The sequence below is a fragment of the Isoptericola sp. NPDC056134 genome (genome assembly GCF_042264825.1).
Lineage (GTDB): Bacteria > Actinomycetota > Actinomycetes > Actinomycetales > Cellulomonadaceae > Isoptericola > Isoptericola nanjingensis.
This window is the reverse complement of sequence record NZ_JBHJVM010000011.1, coordinates 1-17,163: the sequence shown is the minus strand read 5'-3', so window position 1 is coordinate 17,163 and position 17,163 is coordinate 1. Positions and strand designations below refer to the sequence as shown.

At 73.5% G+C, this 17,163-nt stretch carries 12 protein-coding genes; 8 read left to right on the top strand and 4 right to left on the bottom strand.

The window, feature by feature from the left end; translation table 11 throughout:
• Positions 1–120: 120 nt before the first annotated feature.
• Complete coding sequence (locus ACFCZN_RS12195) at positions 121–1,629, bottom strand: MFS transporter (RefSeq protein WP_429767029.1); 1,509 nt, start codon at positions 1,627–1,629, stop codon at positions 121–123.
• Positions 1,630–2,036: 407 nt separating this feature from the next.
• On the opposite strand from ACFCZN_RS12195, the gene ACFCZN_RS12190 reads away from it, so the two are divergent.
• Genes ACFCZN_RS12190 through ACFCZN_RS12170 form a run of 5 tightly spaced genes read left to right on the top strand, consistent with a single transcriptional unit; the run spans position 2,037 to position 7,168 of the window.
• Positions 2,037–3,554: an MmgE/PrpD family protein gene (locus ACFCZN_RS12190; protein ID WP_430556965.1), complete on the top strand. Its 1,518-nt coding sequence runs from the start codon at positions 2,037–2,039 to the stop codon at positions 3,552–3,554.
• A gap of 28 nt (positions 3,555–3,582) precedes the next feature.
• A complete protein-coding gene (gene prpB / locus ACFCZN_RS12185) occupies positions 3,583–4,494 on the top strand; it encodes a methylisocitrate lyase (RefSeq protein ID WP_430556964.1) in 912 nt (303 codons plus the stop codon).
• A gap of 47 nt (positions 4,495–4,541) precedes the next feature.
• Entirely contained in the window at positions 4,542–5,699 is a 1,158-nt protein-coding gene (locus ACFCZN_RS12180; protein WP_429767033.1) for a bifunctional 2-methylcitrate synthase/citrate synthase, read from the top strand.
• Positions 5,696–6,484 (top strand): class I SAM-dependent methyltransferase, encoded by a 789-nt coding sequence (locus ACFCZN_RS12175; RefSeq protein WP_429767035.1) that lies wholly within the window; start codon positions 5,696–5,698, stop codon positions 6,482–6,484. Before ACFCZN_RS12180 ends, ACFCZN_RS12175 begins: the two co-directional genes overlap by 4 nt.
• A gap of 57 nt (positions 6,485–6,541) precedes the next feature.
• On the top strand, positions 6,542–7,168 hold the full coding sequence (locus tag ACFCZN_RS12170) for a CYTH domain-containing protein (protein WP_429767037.1): 627 nt from the start codon (positions 6,542–6,544) through the stop codon (positions 7,166–7,168).
• Positions 7,169–7,427: 259 nt separating this feature from the next.
• On the opposite strand, the gene ACFCZN_RS12165 is transcribed toward ACFCZN_RS12170, so the two are convergent.
• The 3 genes from ACFCZN_RS12165 to ACFCZN_RS12155 all read right to left on the bottom strand — a co-directional run bounded on the left by ACFCZN_RS12165 (position 7,428) and on the right by ACFCZN_RS12155 (position 10,900).
• Positions 7,428–8,282 (bottom strand): D-alanyl-D-alanine carboxypeptidase family protein, encoded by an 855-nt coding sequence (locus ACFCZN_RS12165; RefSeq protein WP_430556963.1) that lies wholly within the window; start codon positions 8,280–8,282, stop codon positions 7,428–7,430.
• A 213-nt stretch (positions 8,283–8,495) separates the two neighbouring features.
• On the bottom strand, positions 8,496–9,533 hold the full coding sequence (locus tag ACFCZN_RS12160; RefSeq protein ID WP_429767039.1) for a hemolysin family protein: 1,038 nt from the start codon (positions 9,531–9,533) through the stop codon (positions 8,496–8,498).
• Positions 9,530–10,900, bottom strand: a complete 1,371-nt coding sequence (locus ACFCZN_RS12155) for a hemolysin family protein (RefSeq protein WP_430556962.1) — start codon at positions 10,898–10,900, stop codon at positions 9,530–9,532. Before ACFCZN_RS12155 ends, ACFCZN_RS12160 begins: the two co-directional genes overlap by 4 nt.
• 216 nt (positions 10,901–11,116) lie before the next feature.
• Between ACFCZN_RS12155 and ACFCZN_RS12150 the strand changes: the two genes are divergently transcribed.
• The 3 genes from ACFCZN_RS12150 (at position 11,117) to ACFCZN_RS12140 (ending at position 17,102) form a co-directional block, all read left to right on the top strand.
• Positions 11,117–11,854, top strand: a complete 738-nt coding sequence (locus tag ACFCZN_RS12150) for a response regulator transcription factor (protein ID WP_429767042.1) — start codon at positions 11,117–11,119, stop codon at positions 11,852–11,854.
• Positions 11,854–12,987, top strand: coding sequence for a sensor histidine kinase (locus ACFCZN_RS12145; protein WP_430556961.1), 1,134 nt, complete (start codon positions 11,854–11,856; stop codon positions 12,985–12,987). The genes ACFCZN_RS12150 and ACFCZN_RS12145 overlap by 1 nt, the downstream gene beginning before the upstream one ends.
• A 341-nt stretch (positions 12,988–13,328) precedes the next feature.
• Positions 13,329–17,102 carry a multifunctional oxoglutarate decarboxylase/oxoglutarate dehydrogenase thiamine pyrophosphate-binding subunit/dihydrolipoyllysine-residue succinyltransferase subunit gene (locus ACFCZN_RS12140; protein ID WP_430556960.1) on the top strand — a complete coding sequence of 1,258 codons (3,774 nt, stop codon included), beginning with the start codon at positions 13,329–13,331 and terminating at the stop codon, positions 17,100–17,102.
• Positions 17,103–17,163 lie beyond the last annotated feature (61 nt).

Here is a 17,163-nt window from a genome sequence, read left to right as displayed (position 1 = left end):
CCCCCCTCCCCCCTCTCCCCCCCCCCTCTTTTTCTCCCCCCTCCCCCCCCCCCCCCGCACGCTTTCCCTCCCCAGCAGGGGGCTGGCACCGTCTCGCGACGTCAGAGTCGGCCCGGCGGCTCAGCGCGCCCCGGCGAGGCCGCCCAGCGGCATGGTGTCGAGGTCGAGGTCCGGGTTCTTCTCCTGCGTCTTCACGAGCGCCTTGGCCTCGGCGTCGGTGTCGACCGACGGCATCGAGCCCGGCAGCGGCTTGCCGGCGCTCTCCTTGACGAAGCCGACGGCGACCGCACCCACGAGCGCGAAGCCCATCAGGTAGTAGGCCGGGGCCATGCTCGAGCCGGTGGCCTGCGTCAGCGACTCCACGATCAGCGGGGTCGTGCCGCCGAAGATCGCGAGCGAGACGTTGTAGGCCAGGCCCATCGAGCGGTAGCGCACGGAGGTGGGGAACATCGCGGGCAGCGTGGCCGCCTGCACGCCGACCATGCACGCCACCGGGACCGCCATGAGCACGAGGCCCAGGATCGTGGACCACACGTGGCCCATCGCCAGGAGCAGGAAGGCCGGGGCCGCGAGCACCGCGAGCGAGCCCGCGCCGAACCACAGCAGCGGACGGCGGCCGACGCGGTCGCTGATCGGGCCGGCCACGAGGATCATCACGGCGAGCAGCACCAGCACGGGCACGGTCAGCAGGGTGCCCGCCGTCGCCTCGTAGCCGAGGGTGTCGGTGAGGTAGGTCGGCATGTAGCTCGTCAGGGCGTAGCCGGCGGTGTTGGCGACGGCCACGAGCACCATGGCGACCGCGAGCGGGCGCCACTGCGAGCGCAGCGTGACGTCGGCGGGCGCGGGCGTCTCGACGCCGTGCGTCTTGGCGGCCTCGGCCGCGACCTGCTGCGCCTGGAACGCCGGGGACTCCTCGATCTTCAGGCGGAACCACACGGCGAACGCGCCGATCGGGCCGGCGACCAGGAACGGGATCCGCCACCCGCCGTCGAGCATGGCCTGCTCGCCCAGCGTCACCTGCAGCACCGTCACGACGACCGCGCCGAGCGCGAAGCCGAGGTAGCTGCCGAAGTCGAGGAACGACGCGGCCCAGCCGCGACGGCGGTCGGGGGCGTGCTCGGCGACGAAGGTCGTGACGCCGGCGTACTCACCGCCGGTGGAGAAGCCCTGCACCACCTTGAGGAGCACGAGCAGCAGCGGCGCCGCGACGCCGAGGACGCCGTAGGTCGGCAGCAGCCCGATGAGGAACGTCGAGGCCGCCATCATCACGAGCGTGAAGGCCAGCACCTTCTGGCGGCCGACCTTGTCGCCGATGCGGCCGCAGACGATGCCGCCCAGCGGGCGCGCCACGTACGTGGCGGCGAACACGCCGAGGGAGAAGAGGATCTGCACGCCGGACGACGCCTGCGGCAGGAACACGGCACCCATCGTCACGGCCAGGTAGCCGTAGACGCCCACGTCGTACCACTCCATGAGGTTGCCGACGGCGGTGCCGCCGATCGTCTTCTTGAGCATGGAGTTGTCCACGACGGTGACGTCGGAGACGCGGAGCCTGCGACGCGCGGCCCGGGTGGCCGGAGCGTTCTCGGGAGTGGTGCCGGTCGGTTCCTGAGGGAGTACGGCGGTCATGTTTCCTTCCGTGGCCGGCGCGGCGCGCACGCGGTGTGAACGCAGCGGCCCGGCCCGTGACAGGGAGCCGGCGCCCGCCACGAGGGCGGACGCCGAGCCCGAACATGGGCGGCCACGTTACCGATCCTTGACCGAGAATCAAGTTCGGCAGGGCAACCAAGGGCCCGGAAGTGCCCTCGGCGCGACGCCCTCACCTGCGGCGACACCATTCCTTGACACGGTATTCGTGAAGCCCGCCACAGGGCTCGAGAAGCGCCCTCGCACGGCCGTCCGGGCGACGGCCGCCCACCCCCGCTCGCTGGACCCGGCGCTCACCGGGCGTTACGTTCTCGGAGCGGCCCGGACACGGGCGGCGACGACGCCCGCACACGATGTCTGCCGAGGCCTGCACAGGGAGGACTCCCCGCATGATCGACCACGAGGTCCGCGTCTACCGCTCCGACGAGCCGCTGCCCCGCGAGGGGCAGCTCGCGTGGAAGATCGCGGAGGTCGCGGCCGAGCAGCTCGAGCCCGCCCCGGAGGTCACCGACATGGTGATCAACCGCGTGATCGACAACGCCGCGGTGGCGACGGCGTCGCTGGGCCGCGGCCCGATCCTCGCGGCCCGCACGCAGGCGGAGGCGCACCCGGTCTCCCGCGGCGGCGCGGGCTCGACGGTCTTCGGCTCCCCCGGGCGGACCAGCCCCGAGTGGGCGGCCTGGGCGAACGGCGTCGCCGTGCGGGAGCTGGACTACCACGACACGTTCCTCGCGGCCGAGTACTCGCACCCGGGCGACAACATCCCGCCCCTGCTCGCCGTCGCGCAGCACTTGGGCCGCAGCGGTGCGGAGCTGCTGCGCGGGATCGTCACGGGGTACGAGATCCAGGTGGACCTCGTCAAGGGCATCAGCCTGCACGCGCACAAGATCGACCACGTCGCCCACCTCGGCCCGTCGGCCGCGGCGGGCATCGGCACGCTGCTCGGCCTGCCCGCGGAGACCATCTACCAGGCGGTCGGCCAGGCCCTGCACACGACGACGGCGACGCGGCAGTCGCGCAAGGGCGAGATCTCCACGTGGAAGGCCCACGCCCCCGCGTTCGCGGGCAAGATGGCCGTGGAGGCCGCGGACCGCGCGATGCGCGGGCAGACCTCCCCCAGCCCGATCTACGAGGGCGAGGACGGCGTGATCGCCTGGCTGCTCGACGGGCCCGACGCCCGCTACACGGTGCCGCTCCCGGCCGCCGGCGAGGCGCGGCGCGCCATCCTCGACACGTACACCAAGGAGCACTCGGCCGAGTACCAGGCGCAGGCGTGGATCGACCTCGCGCGCCGCCTCGGCACCGAGCGGCCCGAGCTGCGCGACCCGGCGAACGTCGTCGCCGTCGTGCTGCACACGAGCCACCACACGCACTACGTGATCGGCTCCGGCTCCGGCGACCCGCAGAAGTACGACCCCACGGCCAGCCGCGAGACGCTCGACCACTCGATCCCGTACATCTTCACGGTCGCGCTGCAGGACGGCGCCTGGGACCACGTCGGCAGCTACGCCCCCGAGCGCGCCGCCCGCCCGGACACCGTGGACCTGTGGCGCAAGGTCACCACGGCCGAGGACGCCGAGTGGACCCGCCGGTACCACTCGAGCGACCCGGACGAGAAGTCCTTCGGCGGACGCGTGGAGATCGAGCTCACGGACGGCTCGCGCGTCGTCGAGGAGATCGCCGTCGCGGACGCGCACCCGCTGGGCGCGCGCCCGTTCGCCCGCGAGCAGTACGTGGCGAAGTTCCGCACGCTGGCCGCCGGGGTGCTCGCCGACGAGGAGACCGAGCGGTTCCTCGACCTCGCGCAGCGGCTGCCGGAGCTGTCCGCCGACGAGCTGTCCGGTCTCACCGTCACGCCGCTCGCCGACCCGCTCGCGACCCACCCGGTCGCGCGCGGCATCTTCTGAGACCCGTTCTGAGACCCGGAGGGCGACCGTGCTCTACACGACCACCACCCCCGCCGCCAAGCGCGCCGCGTTCCGCGAGCGGCTGCGCTCCGGCGAGCTCCTGCAGCTGCCCGGCGCGTTCAACCCGCTCGCCGCGCGGCTGATCCAGGACAAGGGGTTCGACGGCGTGTACGTCTCGGGCGCGGTGGTCGCCGCCGACCTGGGGCTGCCCGACGTCGGGCTGACCACCCTCACCGAGGTCGCGACCCGCGCGGGGCAGATCGCGCGCATGACCGACCTGCCGACGCTCGTGGACGCCGACACCGGCTTCGGCGAGGCGATGAACATGGCCAGGACCGTGCAGACGCTGGAGGACGCGGGCGTCGCGGGGCTGCACGTCGAGGACCAGGTGAACCCCAAGCGCTGCGGGCACCTCGACGGCAAGCAGGTCGTGGACGAGCCGACGGCCCTGCAGCGGGTGCGCGCCGCCGTCGCCGCGCGGCGCGACGAGAACCTGCTCGTCATGGCCCGCACCGACGTGCGCGCCGTGGCGGGGCTCGCGACCGCCGTCGACCGCGCGAAGGCGCTCGTCGACGCGGGCGCGGACGCGATCTTCCCCGAGGCGATGCGCGACCTGGCCGAGTTCGAGGCCGTCGCGAGCGCCGTCGACGTCCCCGTGCTGGCCAACATGACCGAGTTCGGCAAGTCCGAGCTGTTCACGACGACGCAGCTCGCCGACGCGGGCGTCGCCCTCGTCATCTACCCGGTCTCGCTGCTGCGCCTCGCGATGGGCGCCGCCGAGCGCGGCCTGGACGCCCTGCGCGCCGAGGGCTCGCTGACGGGGCAGGTCGAGCACATGCAGACCCGCGCCCGGCTCTACGAGCTGCTCGACTACGGCGCCTACTCGGCGTTCGACACCGGCGTCTTCGACTTCAGCCTGGACGACAACCTGCACGGCTGAGCGCCGCCGCAGCACGCACCGCAGCACATCGCAGCGAAGGAGCATCGATGACAGAGCACACCGGGTCCGAGCCCGAGGTCCGACGCGGGCTGGCGGGGGTGGTCGCCGACGTGACGGCCGTCTCCAAGGTGGACCCCGAGACCAACTCCCTGCTGTACCGCGGCTACCCGGTCCAGGACCTGGCGGCGACCCGTCCGTTCGAGGCGGTCGCGTGGCTGCTGTGGCACGGCGAGCTGCCCACGCCCGACGAGCTGGACGCGCTGCGCGCGACCGAGCGCGAGCACCGCCCGCTCGCCGACGACGTGCGCGCCGCCATCGACCTGCTGCCCCTCACCGCGCACCCGATGGACGAGGTGCGCACGGCGGTGAGCGTCGTCGGCGCGCGCGAGGCTGCGGGCCTCACGGCCCTGGAGGCGGCCGCCGACCCGGACGTCAACCTCGAGCGCAGCGTGCGGCTGTTCGCGGCCCTGCCGGCCGTCGTCGCGTACGGGCAGCGCCGCCGCCAGGGACTGGAGCCGGTCGCCCCGCGCGACGACCTGGACTTCTCCGCGAACTTCCTCTGGATGACCTTCGAGGTCGAGCCGGACCCCGTCGTGGCCGACGCGTTCAACCGTTCGATGATCCTGTACGCCGAGCACTCGTTCAACGCCTCCACGTTCACGGCGCGCGTCATCACGTCCACGCTCAGCGACCTGCACTCGGCCGTCGTGGGCGCGATCGCGGCGCTCAAGGGGCCGCTGCACGGCGGCGCCAACGAGGCGGTCATGGAGACGCTCGCCGAGATCGGCACCGCCGAGCGTGCGGCGTCCTGGCTCGACGAGGCGCTCGACGCCAAGCGCAAGATCATGGGCTTCGGGCACCGGGTCTACAAGCACGGCGACTCGCGCGTGCCGACCATGAAGGCCGCCCTCGACACCCTGGTCGAGCACTACGACCGCCCTGACCTGGCCGCCCTCTACGACGCGCTGGAGTCCGAGTTCGTGCGCCGCAAGGGCATCTACCCGAACCTCGACTACCCGTCGGGCCCGGCCTACCACCTCATGGGCTTCGAGACGGCCACGTTCACGCCGTTGTTCGTCGCCGCCCGCGTCACGGGCTGGACGGCGCACATCATGGAGCAGCAGGCCGCCAACGCCCTCATCCGCCCCCTCTCGGCCTACGTCGGTCCCGAGCGCCGCGAGGTGCCCGGCCCCGCGGACCGGTGAGCGCCGACCGGGACGCCGCACGCCCCGCGTCGTCCTTCGGTGCGGCGGCCGTCGCGTACGCCGAGCACCGCCCGGACTACGCGGCGGCCGCGGTGCGCTGGACGCTGCGGGCGGCGCCGGGCCCGCGGGTGCTCGACCTCGGCGCGGGGACGGGCAAGCTCACCGCCACCCTGCTCGACCCGGCCGTCGCCCCGGGCGCGGAGGTCGTCGCCGTCGAGCCGGACCCGGCGATGCTGGCCGAGCTGCGGCGGGGCCTGCCGGCCGTCCGCGCCCTGGCGGGCAGCGCCGAGTCGATCCCGCTGCCCGACGGCTCCGTCGACGCCGTGCTCGCGGGCAACGCCCTGCACTGGTTCGACCCGGCGGTCGCGGGGCCCGAGATCGCCCGCGTGCTCGCCCCCGGCGGCGTCCTGGCCGGGCTCTGGAACCTCCTGGACGACGACGTCGCCTGGGTCGCCGGGCTCGCCGACGTGAGCGGGAGCGCGGCCGTGGGGCCACGGGACACACCGACCGCCTGGCGCCGCGCGACCGCCGGCCTGCTCCCGCCCGCCGGGGAGGCGTGGTCGGCCCGGGCGGAGCGGGCCGAGTTCCCGCACGGGCAGCGCCGCACCGCCGACTCGCTCGTCGCGACGCTCGCGACCCGCGCCGGGATGCTCGTCATGCCGGAGGCGGAGCGCGCGGCCACGACCGGGCGGATCCGCGCCTATCTCGCGGACCGGCCGGAGACGGCGCAGGGCGAGTTCACGCTGCCGATGCGCACGGGCGTGCTGCGCGCGCGGCGCACCTGAACGACACCACCGGGCCGCGGGACCGGACCGTCGCCACGGCGCACTAGGCTCGCAGTCATGTCCGCCGACTACTCCGACTTCGAGTTCGAGCGCCGGTTCTTCGTCCGCGAGCTGCCGGACGCGCTGCGCGACGCCCCCGCCCTGATCGTCCAGTCCTACTTCCTGTCCGACGGCGGCTACGCGCTGCGCGTGCGGGTGCAGGCCACGGGCGTCGAGGCACGGCTGGGCCCCGACAGCGACGCGCGGGACGTCCTCGAGCTCTACCGCTCGCGCGTCGACTTCGCCGCGGTCACGGTCAAGGGCCCGTCGGTGGGCGGCACCCGGTACGAGGCGGAGCGCCCGCTCGAGCCGGACGTCGGCGCGGAGCTGGTGCGCCGCGGCGGCGCCCAGGTCATCAAGACGCGCTACGCGGCCTGGCTGGGCGCCGACGGCTGGTCGATCGACGTCTTCGGCGGCGCCAACGCCCCGCTCATCGTCGCCGAGTGCGAGCGCTCGGGCCCGGTCACGGACCTCCAGATCCCCGACTTCTGCGTCACCGAGCTCACCGACGACCGCCGCTTCTCCAACGAGTCCCTCGCCGTCGACCCCTTCCGCGGGTGGTCCGCCGCCTACGCCCAGGAGCTCGCCACCCAGGGCCCCCGCTTCCGCGACGACTTCGGCGGCAACACCACGATCACCACCTGACAGCCCACAGAGCCCTGTGCCGCCCGTGCGCCCACCCTTCGCACGCGCGGGCGGGGGTCCGTGAGAGCCGACGCCGGAGCGGCGGGACGGTGGACGCCGTCGTCGCGCAGGGCGAGCGTTCAGGAGAGCGGGAGGTGCAGGATCCTTCGCGCGGTCGTATCCCTCCCGAAGTGGAGCGCCCCCCTGGGGCGCGTGAACGCGACCGCGCGAAGGATCCTGCACCTCCCGCGGCCGTGAGCAAGGGAGCACCACAGAGGGCTCAGTGCCAGGGCGTGATCTCCACCACACCGGGCTTGTACTCGAAGTGCCAGGGCTCGTAGTTCCCCATGCCACCCCGCTGCGCCCACGGCGGGTTCTCCCACCCGTACGCCGGCCCGTTCTCCCACAGCCACCCGTAGACCTCGCTGGAGCGGTACTCGTCGCCGCACAGGTCGATGGCGAGCCCCCACCCGTGCATGGACGTGCCGGGGGTGGCTGCGAGGTAGCCGCGGCTGGCCTTGACGGCGTACTGGGAGGAGATGGAGCGGTAGCTGTCGACGAGGCACAGGTCGCGGCCGAAGCGGACGCGGAACGCCTCGTTGAGGGCGCTGAGGGCGACGGCGGCGTCGGCGCGCAGCTTCTCGCCCGGCTGCCAGATGTCGCAGAGCGAGTGGTCGGCGAGGCTGCCGTTGCCGCCGTCGATGGAGGCTCCGGAGTCGCAGCCCGGCAGAGGGCTGCGCTCGGCGGTACGGCTGGCGGCGGACGCCTCGACGCGCACGTCACGGGGTGCGGCGGCGATGCCCTGGGAGGTGCGGGGGGTCTCGACGCCCTGCTCGAGGAGCGCCAGCGTGGAGGGGCCGGTGGGCTGGGTGTCGAGGTCGAACGGGGTACCGCCGTGCGCCTGGCCGTCGGTGACGAGGGGTGCGGCGATGGTGGCGGCGGCGAGCGAGCCGAGCACCGTCAGTCGGGTGACCCAGGCGTGCCCGGCGGGGGCGGCATGCCGGCCGCCGGAGCGGTCGCCGCGGGCGGCAGCGGGGCGCTTGCGGGGCTTCTTGCCGGCCCGGGCGAGCTCGGCCTCCCGCATCTCGCGACGGGAGCGCGGCGCGGCTGCGTCACCCTGCGACGTCGCCTCCACGGCACCTCCGCGCTCGTGCTCCGGGCGGCCGCCATGGTCGCCCGTGCTCCTCGGACCAGAACACGGACCGCCCGGCGTCGCGTGCCCTGCACGCGACCGACGAGGCGATCCGTCACGGAACCATAACGGGGTCGGGCGCCCCCGCCAAGTCCCCGTCCACAGGCGGTCAGGCCGCGGCCAGTGCCAGGCGGCGTGGGAGGGTGTCCACCCTGCTCACGGTCGGCGCTGCATCGCGTCGCGCACCTCGCCCACGAGCTCCTCGAGGATGTCCTCGAGGAACACGACGCCGAGGACGCCGTCGGGTCCCTCGACGCGGGCCAGGTGCGCCCCGGAGCGCTGCATGGCGCGCAGCGCGTCCTCCACCTCGTCGGCCGGCCGCACGGACGCGAGCGCGCGCACGCGCCACGCCGGCACCGGGTCGAACCGGTCGCCGTTCGACGCGTACAGGACGTCCTTGAGGTGCAGGTAGCCGCGCAGGGCGTCGTCGTCGCCCCGCACGGGGAACCGGCTGAAGCCGGTGCGCGCGACGAGGTGCTCGACGTCGTCGGGCGTGGTGCGCGGGTCGACGGTGACCAGCTCGTCCACGGCCACCATGACGTCGCCCGCGGTGCGCGAGGAGAACTCGATGGCCCCGGCCAGGAGGCCCTGCTCGTCGCGGAGCACGCCCTCGGCCTGCGAGTGCTCGACGATCGACTGCACCTCCTGCGCCGTGAACGCGGAGGCGACCTCGTCCTTCGGTTCGACCCCCGCGAGCCGCACGGCATGGTTCGCGACCCAGTTGAGCGCCGCGATCACGGGGCGCACGGCCCGGCCGAGCAGCACCAGCGGCGGCGCGAACCAGAGGGCGGCCGTCTCCGGGCCGGCGACGGCGAGGTTCTTGGGCACCATCTCGCCGAGCACCACGTGCAGGTACACGACGATCGCGAGCGCCAGGACGAGCGAGACGGGGTGCAGCAGCGCCTCGGGGACCCCCAGGGCCTCGAAGGGCACCTCGAGCAGGTGGGCGAGGGCGGGCTCCGCGACGATGCCCAGGCCGGTGGAGCACACGGTGACCCCGAGCTGCGCGCACGCGAGCATGAGGGAGACGTGCTCCATCGCCCACAGGGCGGTGCGGGCGCGTCGGTCGCCGGCCTCGGCCCGCGGCTCGATGGCGCTGCGGCGCGCGGAGATGACGGCGAACTCGGCGCCGACGAAGAACGCGTTGCCGGCGAGCAGCAGCACGCCGATCAGCAGGGCGGTCCCGGTGCTCATCGGCCCATCTCCCCGTGCCGGGTCCCGGCCGGGTCGACGGCGAGCACGCGCAGCCGCTCGACGCGCCGCGCGTCCATCGCCTCGACGCGCAGCAGCACGCCGTCGGTCTCGACCTCGTCGCCCACCTCGGGCACCCTCCCCAGCACCGCCATGACCAGGCCGCCGAGCGTCTCGTAGGCCGGCCCCTCGGGCACCACCAGGCCGGTGCGCTCCTCCAGCTCGTCGGGGCGCAGCACCCCGGGCACGACCCACGACCCGTCGGCGCCGCGCACCACCCCGGCGCGGCGCGGGTCGTGCTCGTCGGCGACGTCGCCGACGAGCTCCTCGACGACGTCCTCGAGCGTGACGATGCCCGAGGTGCCGCCGTACTCGTCGACGACCACGGCCATCTGCAGCCCGAGACCCCGGAGCTCGACGAGGAGCGGCCCGAGCCGGACCGTCTCCGGGACGCGTGGCGCGTCGACCATGAGCGCGGCGGCCGGCACCTCGGCGCGGCGGTCGTGCGGCACGCCGACGGCGCGGCGCAGGTGCACGAGGCCGACGACGTCGTCGCGGTCCTCGCCGATCACCGGGAACCGGGAGTGGCCGGTGCGCCGGGCGAGGGCCACGACCTCGGCGGCCGTCGTGTCGCGCTCGACGACGGCCATCCGCATGCGGTCGGTCATGACGTCGCGCGCCGACAGCTCGTCGAGCTCGAGGGAGTTGGTGAGCAGGGTCGCGACCGACTGGTCGAGCGTGCCCTCCTGCGCCGAACGTCGGACGAGCGACAGCAGCTCCGAGGACGACCGCGCGCCGGACAGCTCCTCGCGAGGCTCGACCCCGACCCTGCGCAGCAGCGCGTTGGCCGAGCCGTTGAGCACGGCGATGAGCGGCCGGAACAGCATGGTGAACACGCGCTGCACGGGGACGACCAGCCGCGCCGTCGCGTGCGGGGCGGACAGCGCGAAGTTCTTCGGGATCAGCTCGCCGAACAGCATCGAGAACGCGTTGACGACCACGAGGGCCAGCACGACCGCGAGCACCCCGGCGACGCCCTGCCCCATCGCCGTGGCGGCGAACGCCTCGGAGAACAGGGACAGCAGCGCCGGCTGGGCGGTGTAGCCCAGCAGGATCGTGGTGATGGTGATGCCGACCTGGGCGGAGCTGAGCTCCGTGGACAGGTGCTTGAGCCCGGCGCGGACGGCACGGTCCCGTCGGTCCGACGGGCGCGCGGTGTCGTGGCCGGGCGAGGGACTGTCGCCCTCCTCGTCGTCGGCCCCGAGGACGGCCGGGTCGAGGGTGACGAGGGAGAACTCGCTGGCGACGAACACCGCGGTGCCCGCGGTGAGCACCACGCCCAGCACGATCATGAGGACGTCGCCTAGCACGGGCGGCTCCCGGTCGTGCGGCGCGGCGCGGCCGGGCGGCGGGGCGGCGGGGTGGCCAGGCGGGACGGCGCGGGCGACCCCGCGCGATATCGGCTCTCGTCCATCGTGCTCCGATGTTATCGGGACGGAGCCCGCGGGCGAGTCGGCGTCCGCGCGGGAGGGCCCTGGACAGCGTGTACTCAGCGCTCCCCCAGGGAGCCGGTGCAAGATGGCACCATGACCACCGCGACCCCTCCGAGCAGCCCGGGCGCCTCGGGCCAGCAGAACGCCACCGTGCTCGTCGTCGAGGACGAGCCCGCGATCGCGGCCGCCATCGCCCAGCGCCTGTCCGCCGAGGGCTGGCGGGTCGAGGTCGCGCGCGACGGCCTCGCCGGCGTCGACGCCGCCTCCCGCCTGAGCCCGGACGCCATCGTGCTGGACGTCATGCTGCCCGGCATCGACGGGCTCGAGGTCACCCGCCGCATCCAGGCGGAGAACCCGATCCCCATCCTCATGCTCACGGCGCGCGACGACGAGACCGACATGCTCGTCGGCCTCGGCGTCGGCGCCGACGACTACATGACCAAGCCGTTCTCGATGCGCGAGCTGGTGGCGCGCGTCAAGGCGCTGCTGCGGCGCGTGGAGCGCGCGCAGCAGGCCGCGGTGACGACTCCCGCCGACCCCCCGATGGTCATGGGCGACGTCACGATCGACCGCGCCCAGCGCCGCGTCCACCGCGCGGGCGACGAGGTGCACCTCACGCCGACCGAGTTCGAGCTGCTGGTCATGCTCGCGAGCTCGCCCAAGACGGTCCAGACGCGCGAGCGCCTGCTCGCGGAGGTGTGGGACTGGGCGGACGCCAGCGGCACCCGCACCGTCGACTCCCACATCAAGGCGCTGCGCCGCAAGCTCGGGCCGGACCTCATCCGCACCGTGCACGGCGTCGGGTACGCGTTCGAGCCGCCGGAGGCCTGATGGACCCCGCCGCCGGCGACGACGCCGGGCCGGCCGCGCCGCGGCGCAAGGAGCACCACCGGCTGCCCGACGTCCGCCCGCTGGACCCGCTGCGGTCGCTCAAGACCAAGCTCGGCGTGCTCGTCGTGGCGACGGTGACGTTCGCCGTCCTCATCACGTGGATCGGCCTGCAGAACGAGCTCGGCCCCACCCGCACGCTGCCCCTGGCGATCTTCCTGTCCCTGGTGATCGTGCAGCTCCTGGCGCGCGGCATGACGTCGCCGCTGCGGGACATGACGGCGGCCGTGCAGGCGATGGCGGCGGGCGACTACTCCATCCGCGTGCGCGCCACGAGCCGCGACGAGGTGGGCCAGCTCGCCGAGGCCTTCAACGTCATGGCCGCCGACCTCGACGCCTCCGACCGGGTGCGGCGCGAGCTCATCGCCAACGTGTCGCACGAGCTGCGCACCCCGGTGGCGGCGCTGCAGGCACAGCTCGAGAACATGGTCGACGGCGTCACCGAGCCGACGCCGTCGGCCCTCGAGCTGTCCCTGGAGCAGACGGAGCGGCTCACCCGGCTGGTCACGTACCTGCTCGACCTGTCGCGGGTGGAGGCGGGTGCCTCCGCGCTGGTGCTCAGCGAGTTCTCCGTGGGCGACTTCCTCGAGGAGTCCGCGCAGGCGATGTCGATGGTCGACGCGGCGAAGGGCCTCAGCTACGTCGTCGACGTCACCCCGCCGGACCTCGCGCTGGAGGCCGACGTCGAGCGGCTGCGGCAGGTGGTCACCAACCTGCTGCAGAACGCGATCCGGCACTCGCCGCACGCCGGGACGGTGCGGCTCGACGCCTACCCCGTGGACGACGACGTCGTGCTCGAGGTGAGCGACGAGGGCCCCGGCATCGCGCCCGAGGACCGCGGCCGGATCTTCGAGCGGTTCGCGAGCGGCGCGGCCGCCGGTCGCCCGCACGCCGCGCCGCCGTCCGGCATGGCGAGCGGCGGCACGGGCATCGGCCTCGCCATCGTCCGCTGGGCGGTCGACCTGCACGGAGGGCACGTCGAGGTCGCCGACACCGACCGCGGCGCGACGATGCGCGTGACGCTCCCCGCGCAGGCCCGGCCCGCCGCCGGCGTCACGACCGAGCCCTCCGAGTGATCCCGCGCCCGGCCCGCCCCGCGGCGCCGGCGTGAGGTTGGTCACACTCGCCCGTCACAGGACGGCCCGCGTGGTCCGGACATGACGCCGGAACACGGAGTCATCGTGTCGACCCGAGGAGTCGTTGCCCACCCCATTACCGGACGGTCACGATGCGCGCCGTGAGCCCGGGAACGGCCGTCTGACGCCGCTCGACCTCCCCGGTCGGACGCCGCGAAGGACGTAGGCTGGACCTGCGCACCGGCGCTGTCGGGCGCATTTCCGGTCGAACGAGTTGCAACTGTGTGAAAGTGGGCGATCCGCGCGTGGTGTCCCCGAAGGACGGGTCAGAGTCGATCAGCGTGGCGAGCGCGTTCGGAGCCAACGAATGGCTTGTCGACGAGCTCTACGAGCAGTACCTGAAGGACAAGAACGCGGTGGACCCCGCGTGGTGGGACTTCTTCGCCGACTACGAGCCGGGTGAGACCAACGGCGCCACGGCGGACGCCGCGCCGGCTGCACCCGCGCAGCCCGCGGCGCCGGCTGAGCCCCAGGCACCGGCGCAGGCAGCCCCGGCACCCGCGGCCCCGGCCGGCCGGTCGGGCACCGCCGCCGCCGAGACCGCGAAGGCCGAGCGGAAGGCCTCGAAGCCGGCCCCCGTCCCGGCCGACCCCGAGGTGAGCGCCGTCCGCCCGGTCGCCGAGGCCCTGCCCTCGACCGCGCCCTACGCCGAGGTCGCGAAGTCCTCGCCGAAGGCCACCGAGGACGAGGCCACCGACGACGTGCAGAAGCTGCGCGGCCCCGCCGCGCGCGTCGTCACCAACATGGAGGCCTCGATCGAGGTCCCGACCGCGACGTCGGTGCGCGCCGTGCCCGCCAAGCTCATGGTGGACAACCGCATCGTCATCAACAACCACCTCGCGCGCGGCCGCGGCGGCAAGATCTCGTTCACGCACCTCATCGGGTTCGCGCTCGTCGAGGCGCTGTCCGACATGCCGGTGATGAACGCGCACTACGAGAGCATCGACGGCAAGCCGCACGTCGTGCAGCCGGCCCACGTCGGCTTCGGCCTCGCGATCGACCTCGCCAAGCCGGACGGCTCGCGCCAGCTGCTCGTGCCCAGCGTCAAGAAGGCCGAGGAGCTCGACTTCGCCGGCTTCTGGGCCGCGTACGAGGACCTCGTGCGCAAGGCGCGCGGCGGCAAGCTCGGCATGGACGACTTCGCCGGCACCACGATCTCGCTGACCAACCCGGGCGGCATCGGCACCGTGCACTCCGTGCCGCGCCTCATGGCCGGGCAGGGCACGATCATCGGCGTCGGCGCCATGGACTACCCCGCGGAGTTCGCGGGCGCGTCCGTGGAGCAGCTCGCCCGCATGGGCATCTCGAAGGTCATGACGATCACGTCGACCTACGACCACCGCATCATCCAGGGCGCGCAGTCCGGCGAGTTCCTCAAGGTGCTCGCGAACAAGCTGCTCGGCCTGGACGGCTTCTACGACCGCGTGTTCGCGGCCCTGCGCGTGCCGTACGAGCCCGTGCGCTGGGTGCGCGACAACACCGTGGACGCCGACGTCGAGGCCGCGAAGCCGGCCCGGATCGCGGAGCTCGTCCACTCCTACCGCTCGCGCGGCCACCTCATGGCCGAGACCGACCCGCTCGCCTACCGCCAGCGCAAGCACCCGGACCTGGACATCCAGAGCCACGGCATGACGCTGTGGGACCTGGACCGCCAGTTCCCGACGGGCGGCTTCGGCGGCAAGACCAAGGACACGCTGCGGGACATCCTCGGCCTGCTGCGCGACTCGTACTGCCGCACCATCGGCGTCGAGTACATGCACATCGCCGACCCGGCCCAGCGCAAGTGGCTCCAGGAGCGGCTCGAGTCGGGCTACGCCCGCACCCCCCGCGAGGACCAGCTGCGCATCCTGCGCCGCCTGAACTCCGCCGAGGCGTTCGAGACCTTCCTGCAGACCAAGTTCGTCGGGCAGAAGCGGTTCTCGCTCGAGGGCGGCGAGTCGGTCATCCCGCTGCTCGACGCGATCCTGTCGCGGGCCGCCGAGGGCGGGCTCGACGAGGTCGGCATCGGCATGGCGCACCGCGGCCGCCTCAACGTGCTGGCGAACATCGCGGGCAAGAGCTACGGCCAGATCTTCAAGGAGTTCGAGGGCCAGCTCGACCCGAAGAGCGTGCAGGGCTCCGGCGACGTGAAGTACCACCTCGGCACCGAGGGCGTCTTCACCGCCGAGTCGGGCGCCACGACCAAGGTGTACCTGGCGGCGAACCCGTCCCACCTCGAGGCGGTCGACCCGGTGCTCGAGGGCATCGTGCGGGCCAAGCAGGACCGCATCGACCTGGGCGGCGACGGCTTCTCCGTGCTGCCGATCCTGCTGCACGGCGACGCGGCCTTCGCGGGCCAGGGCGTGGTGCCCGAGGTGCTCAACCTCGCGCAGCTGCGCGGGTACCGCACCGGCGGCACGATCCACGTGATCATCAACAACCAGGTGGGCTTCACCACCGGGCCGTCGTCGTCGCGCTCCACGACGTACGCGACCGACGTCGCCAAGGGCTACCAGATCCCCGTCTTCCACGTGAACGGCGACGACCCCGAGGCCTGCGTCCGCGTGGCCGAGCTGGCCTTCGCGTACCGCGAGCAGTTCGACCGCGACGTCATCATCGACATGGTCTGCTACCGCCGTCGCGGCCACAACGAGGGCGACGACCCGTCGATGACGCAGCCGCTGATGTACAACCTCATCGAGGCCAAGCAGTCGGTGCGCAAGCTGTACACGAAGAACCTCGTGGCCCGCGGCGACATCACGGTCGAGGAGGCCGAGCAGGCGCTGCAGGACTACCAGGCGCAGCTCGAGCGGGTCTTCACCGAGACCAAGTCGGCCGGCAAGGCCAGCACGCCCGACGGCGAGGACGAGATCCTCGGACTCGAGCGCCCGGAGGCCCAGCGCGAGGGCGCCGGCGACATGGTGGGCTGGCAGACGGCCGTCCCGCACGCCGTGCTCGAGCGCGTGGGCGCCGTCCAGGTGTCCGCCCCCGAGGGCTTCACGGTGCACCCGAAGCTCGCCCAGATGCTGCAGAAGCGGCAGCTCATGGCGAAGGAGGGCGGCATCGACTGGGGCTTCGGCGAGCTCGTCGCCTTCGGGTCGCTGCTCATGGAGGGCACCCCCGTGCGCCTCGCCGGGCAGGACTCGCGCCGCGGCACCTTCGTCCAGCGCCACGCCGTGCTGCACGACCGCAACACCGGTGCCGAGTGGACCCCGCTGCTGTACCTGTCGGGCGACCAGGCGAAGTTCTGGGTGTACGACTCCTCGCTCAGCGAGTACGCCGCACTCGGCTTCGAGTACGGCTACTCGGTCGAGCGCCCGGACGCCCTCGTGCTCTGGGAGGCGCAGTTCGGCGACTTCGTCAACGGCGCCCAGACGATCATCGACGAGTTCATCTCGTCGGCCGAGCAGAAGTGGGGCCAGCACTCGTCGCTGGTCATGCTGCTGCCGCACGGCTACGAGGGCCAGGGGCCGGACCACTCGTCCGCCCGCATCGAGCGCTTCCTGCAGCTCGCGGCCGAGAACAACATGACGGTGGCGCAGCCGTCCACCCCGGCGTCGTACTTCCACCTGCTGCGCCAGCAGGCGTACGCCCGGCCGCGCCGGCCGTTGGTCGTCTTCACGCCGAAGCAGCTGCTGCGCCTCAAGGCGGCGGCCTCCAGCGTCGAGGACTTCACCACCGGCACGTTCGAGCCGGTGCTGCCGGACACGACCGTGGACGCGGCGCAGGTCGACCGCGTGCTGCTGTGCACCGGCCGCGTGTACTACGACCTGCTCGCCGAGCGCACCAAGCGCCAGGACACCCGGACCGCCATCGTCCGCCTGGAGCAGCTCTACCCGTTCCCGGAGGAGCAGGTCCGCGCGCAGCTGGCGCAGTACCCGGACGCCGACGTCGTGTGGGTCCAGGACGAGCCGGAGAACCAGGGCGCCTGGTCCTTCCTGCACCTGGCGCTCCCGGATGACATGCCGCGCGTGCGCGTCGCGTCCCGCCCCGCGTCCGCGTCGACCGCCGCCGGCACGGCCAAGCGGCACAAGGAGCAGCAGGAGATCCTGGTCGCCCAGGCCTTCGACCGCTGACCTCCCCGCGAGATAGAGAGGCTCCTCGCCGAGATAGAGAGGGGGCGGACCGCACCACGTG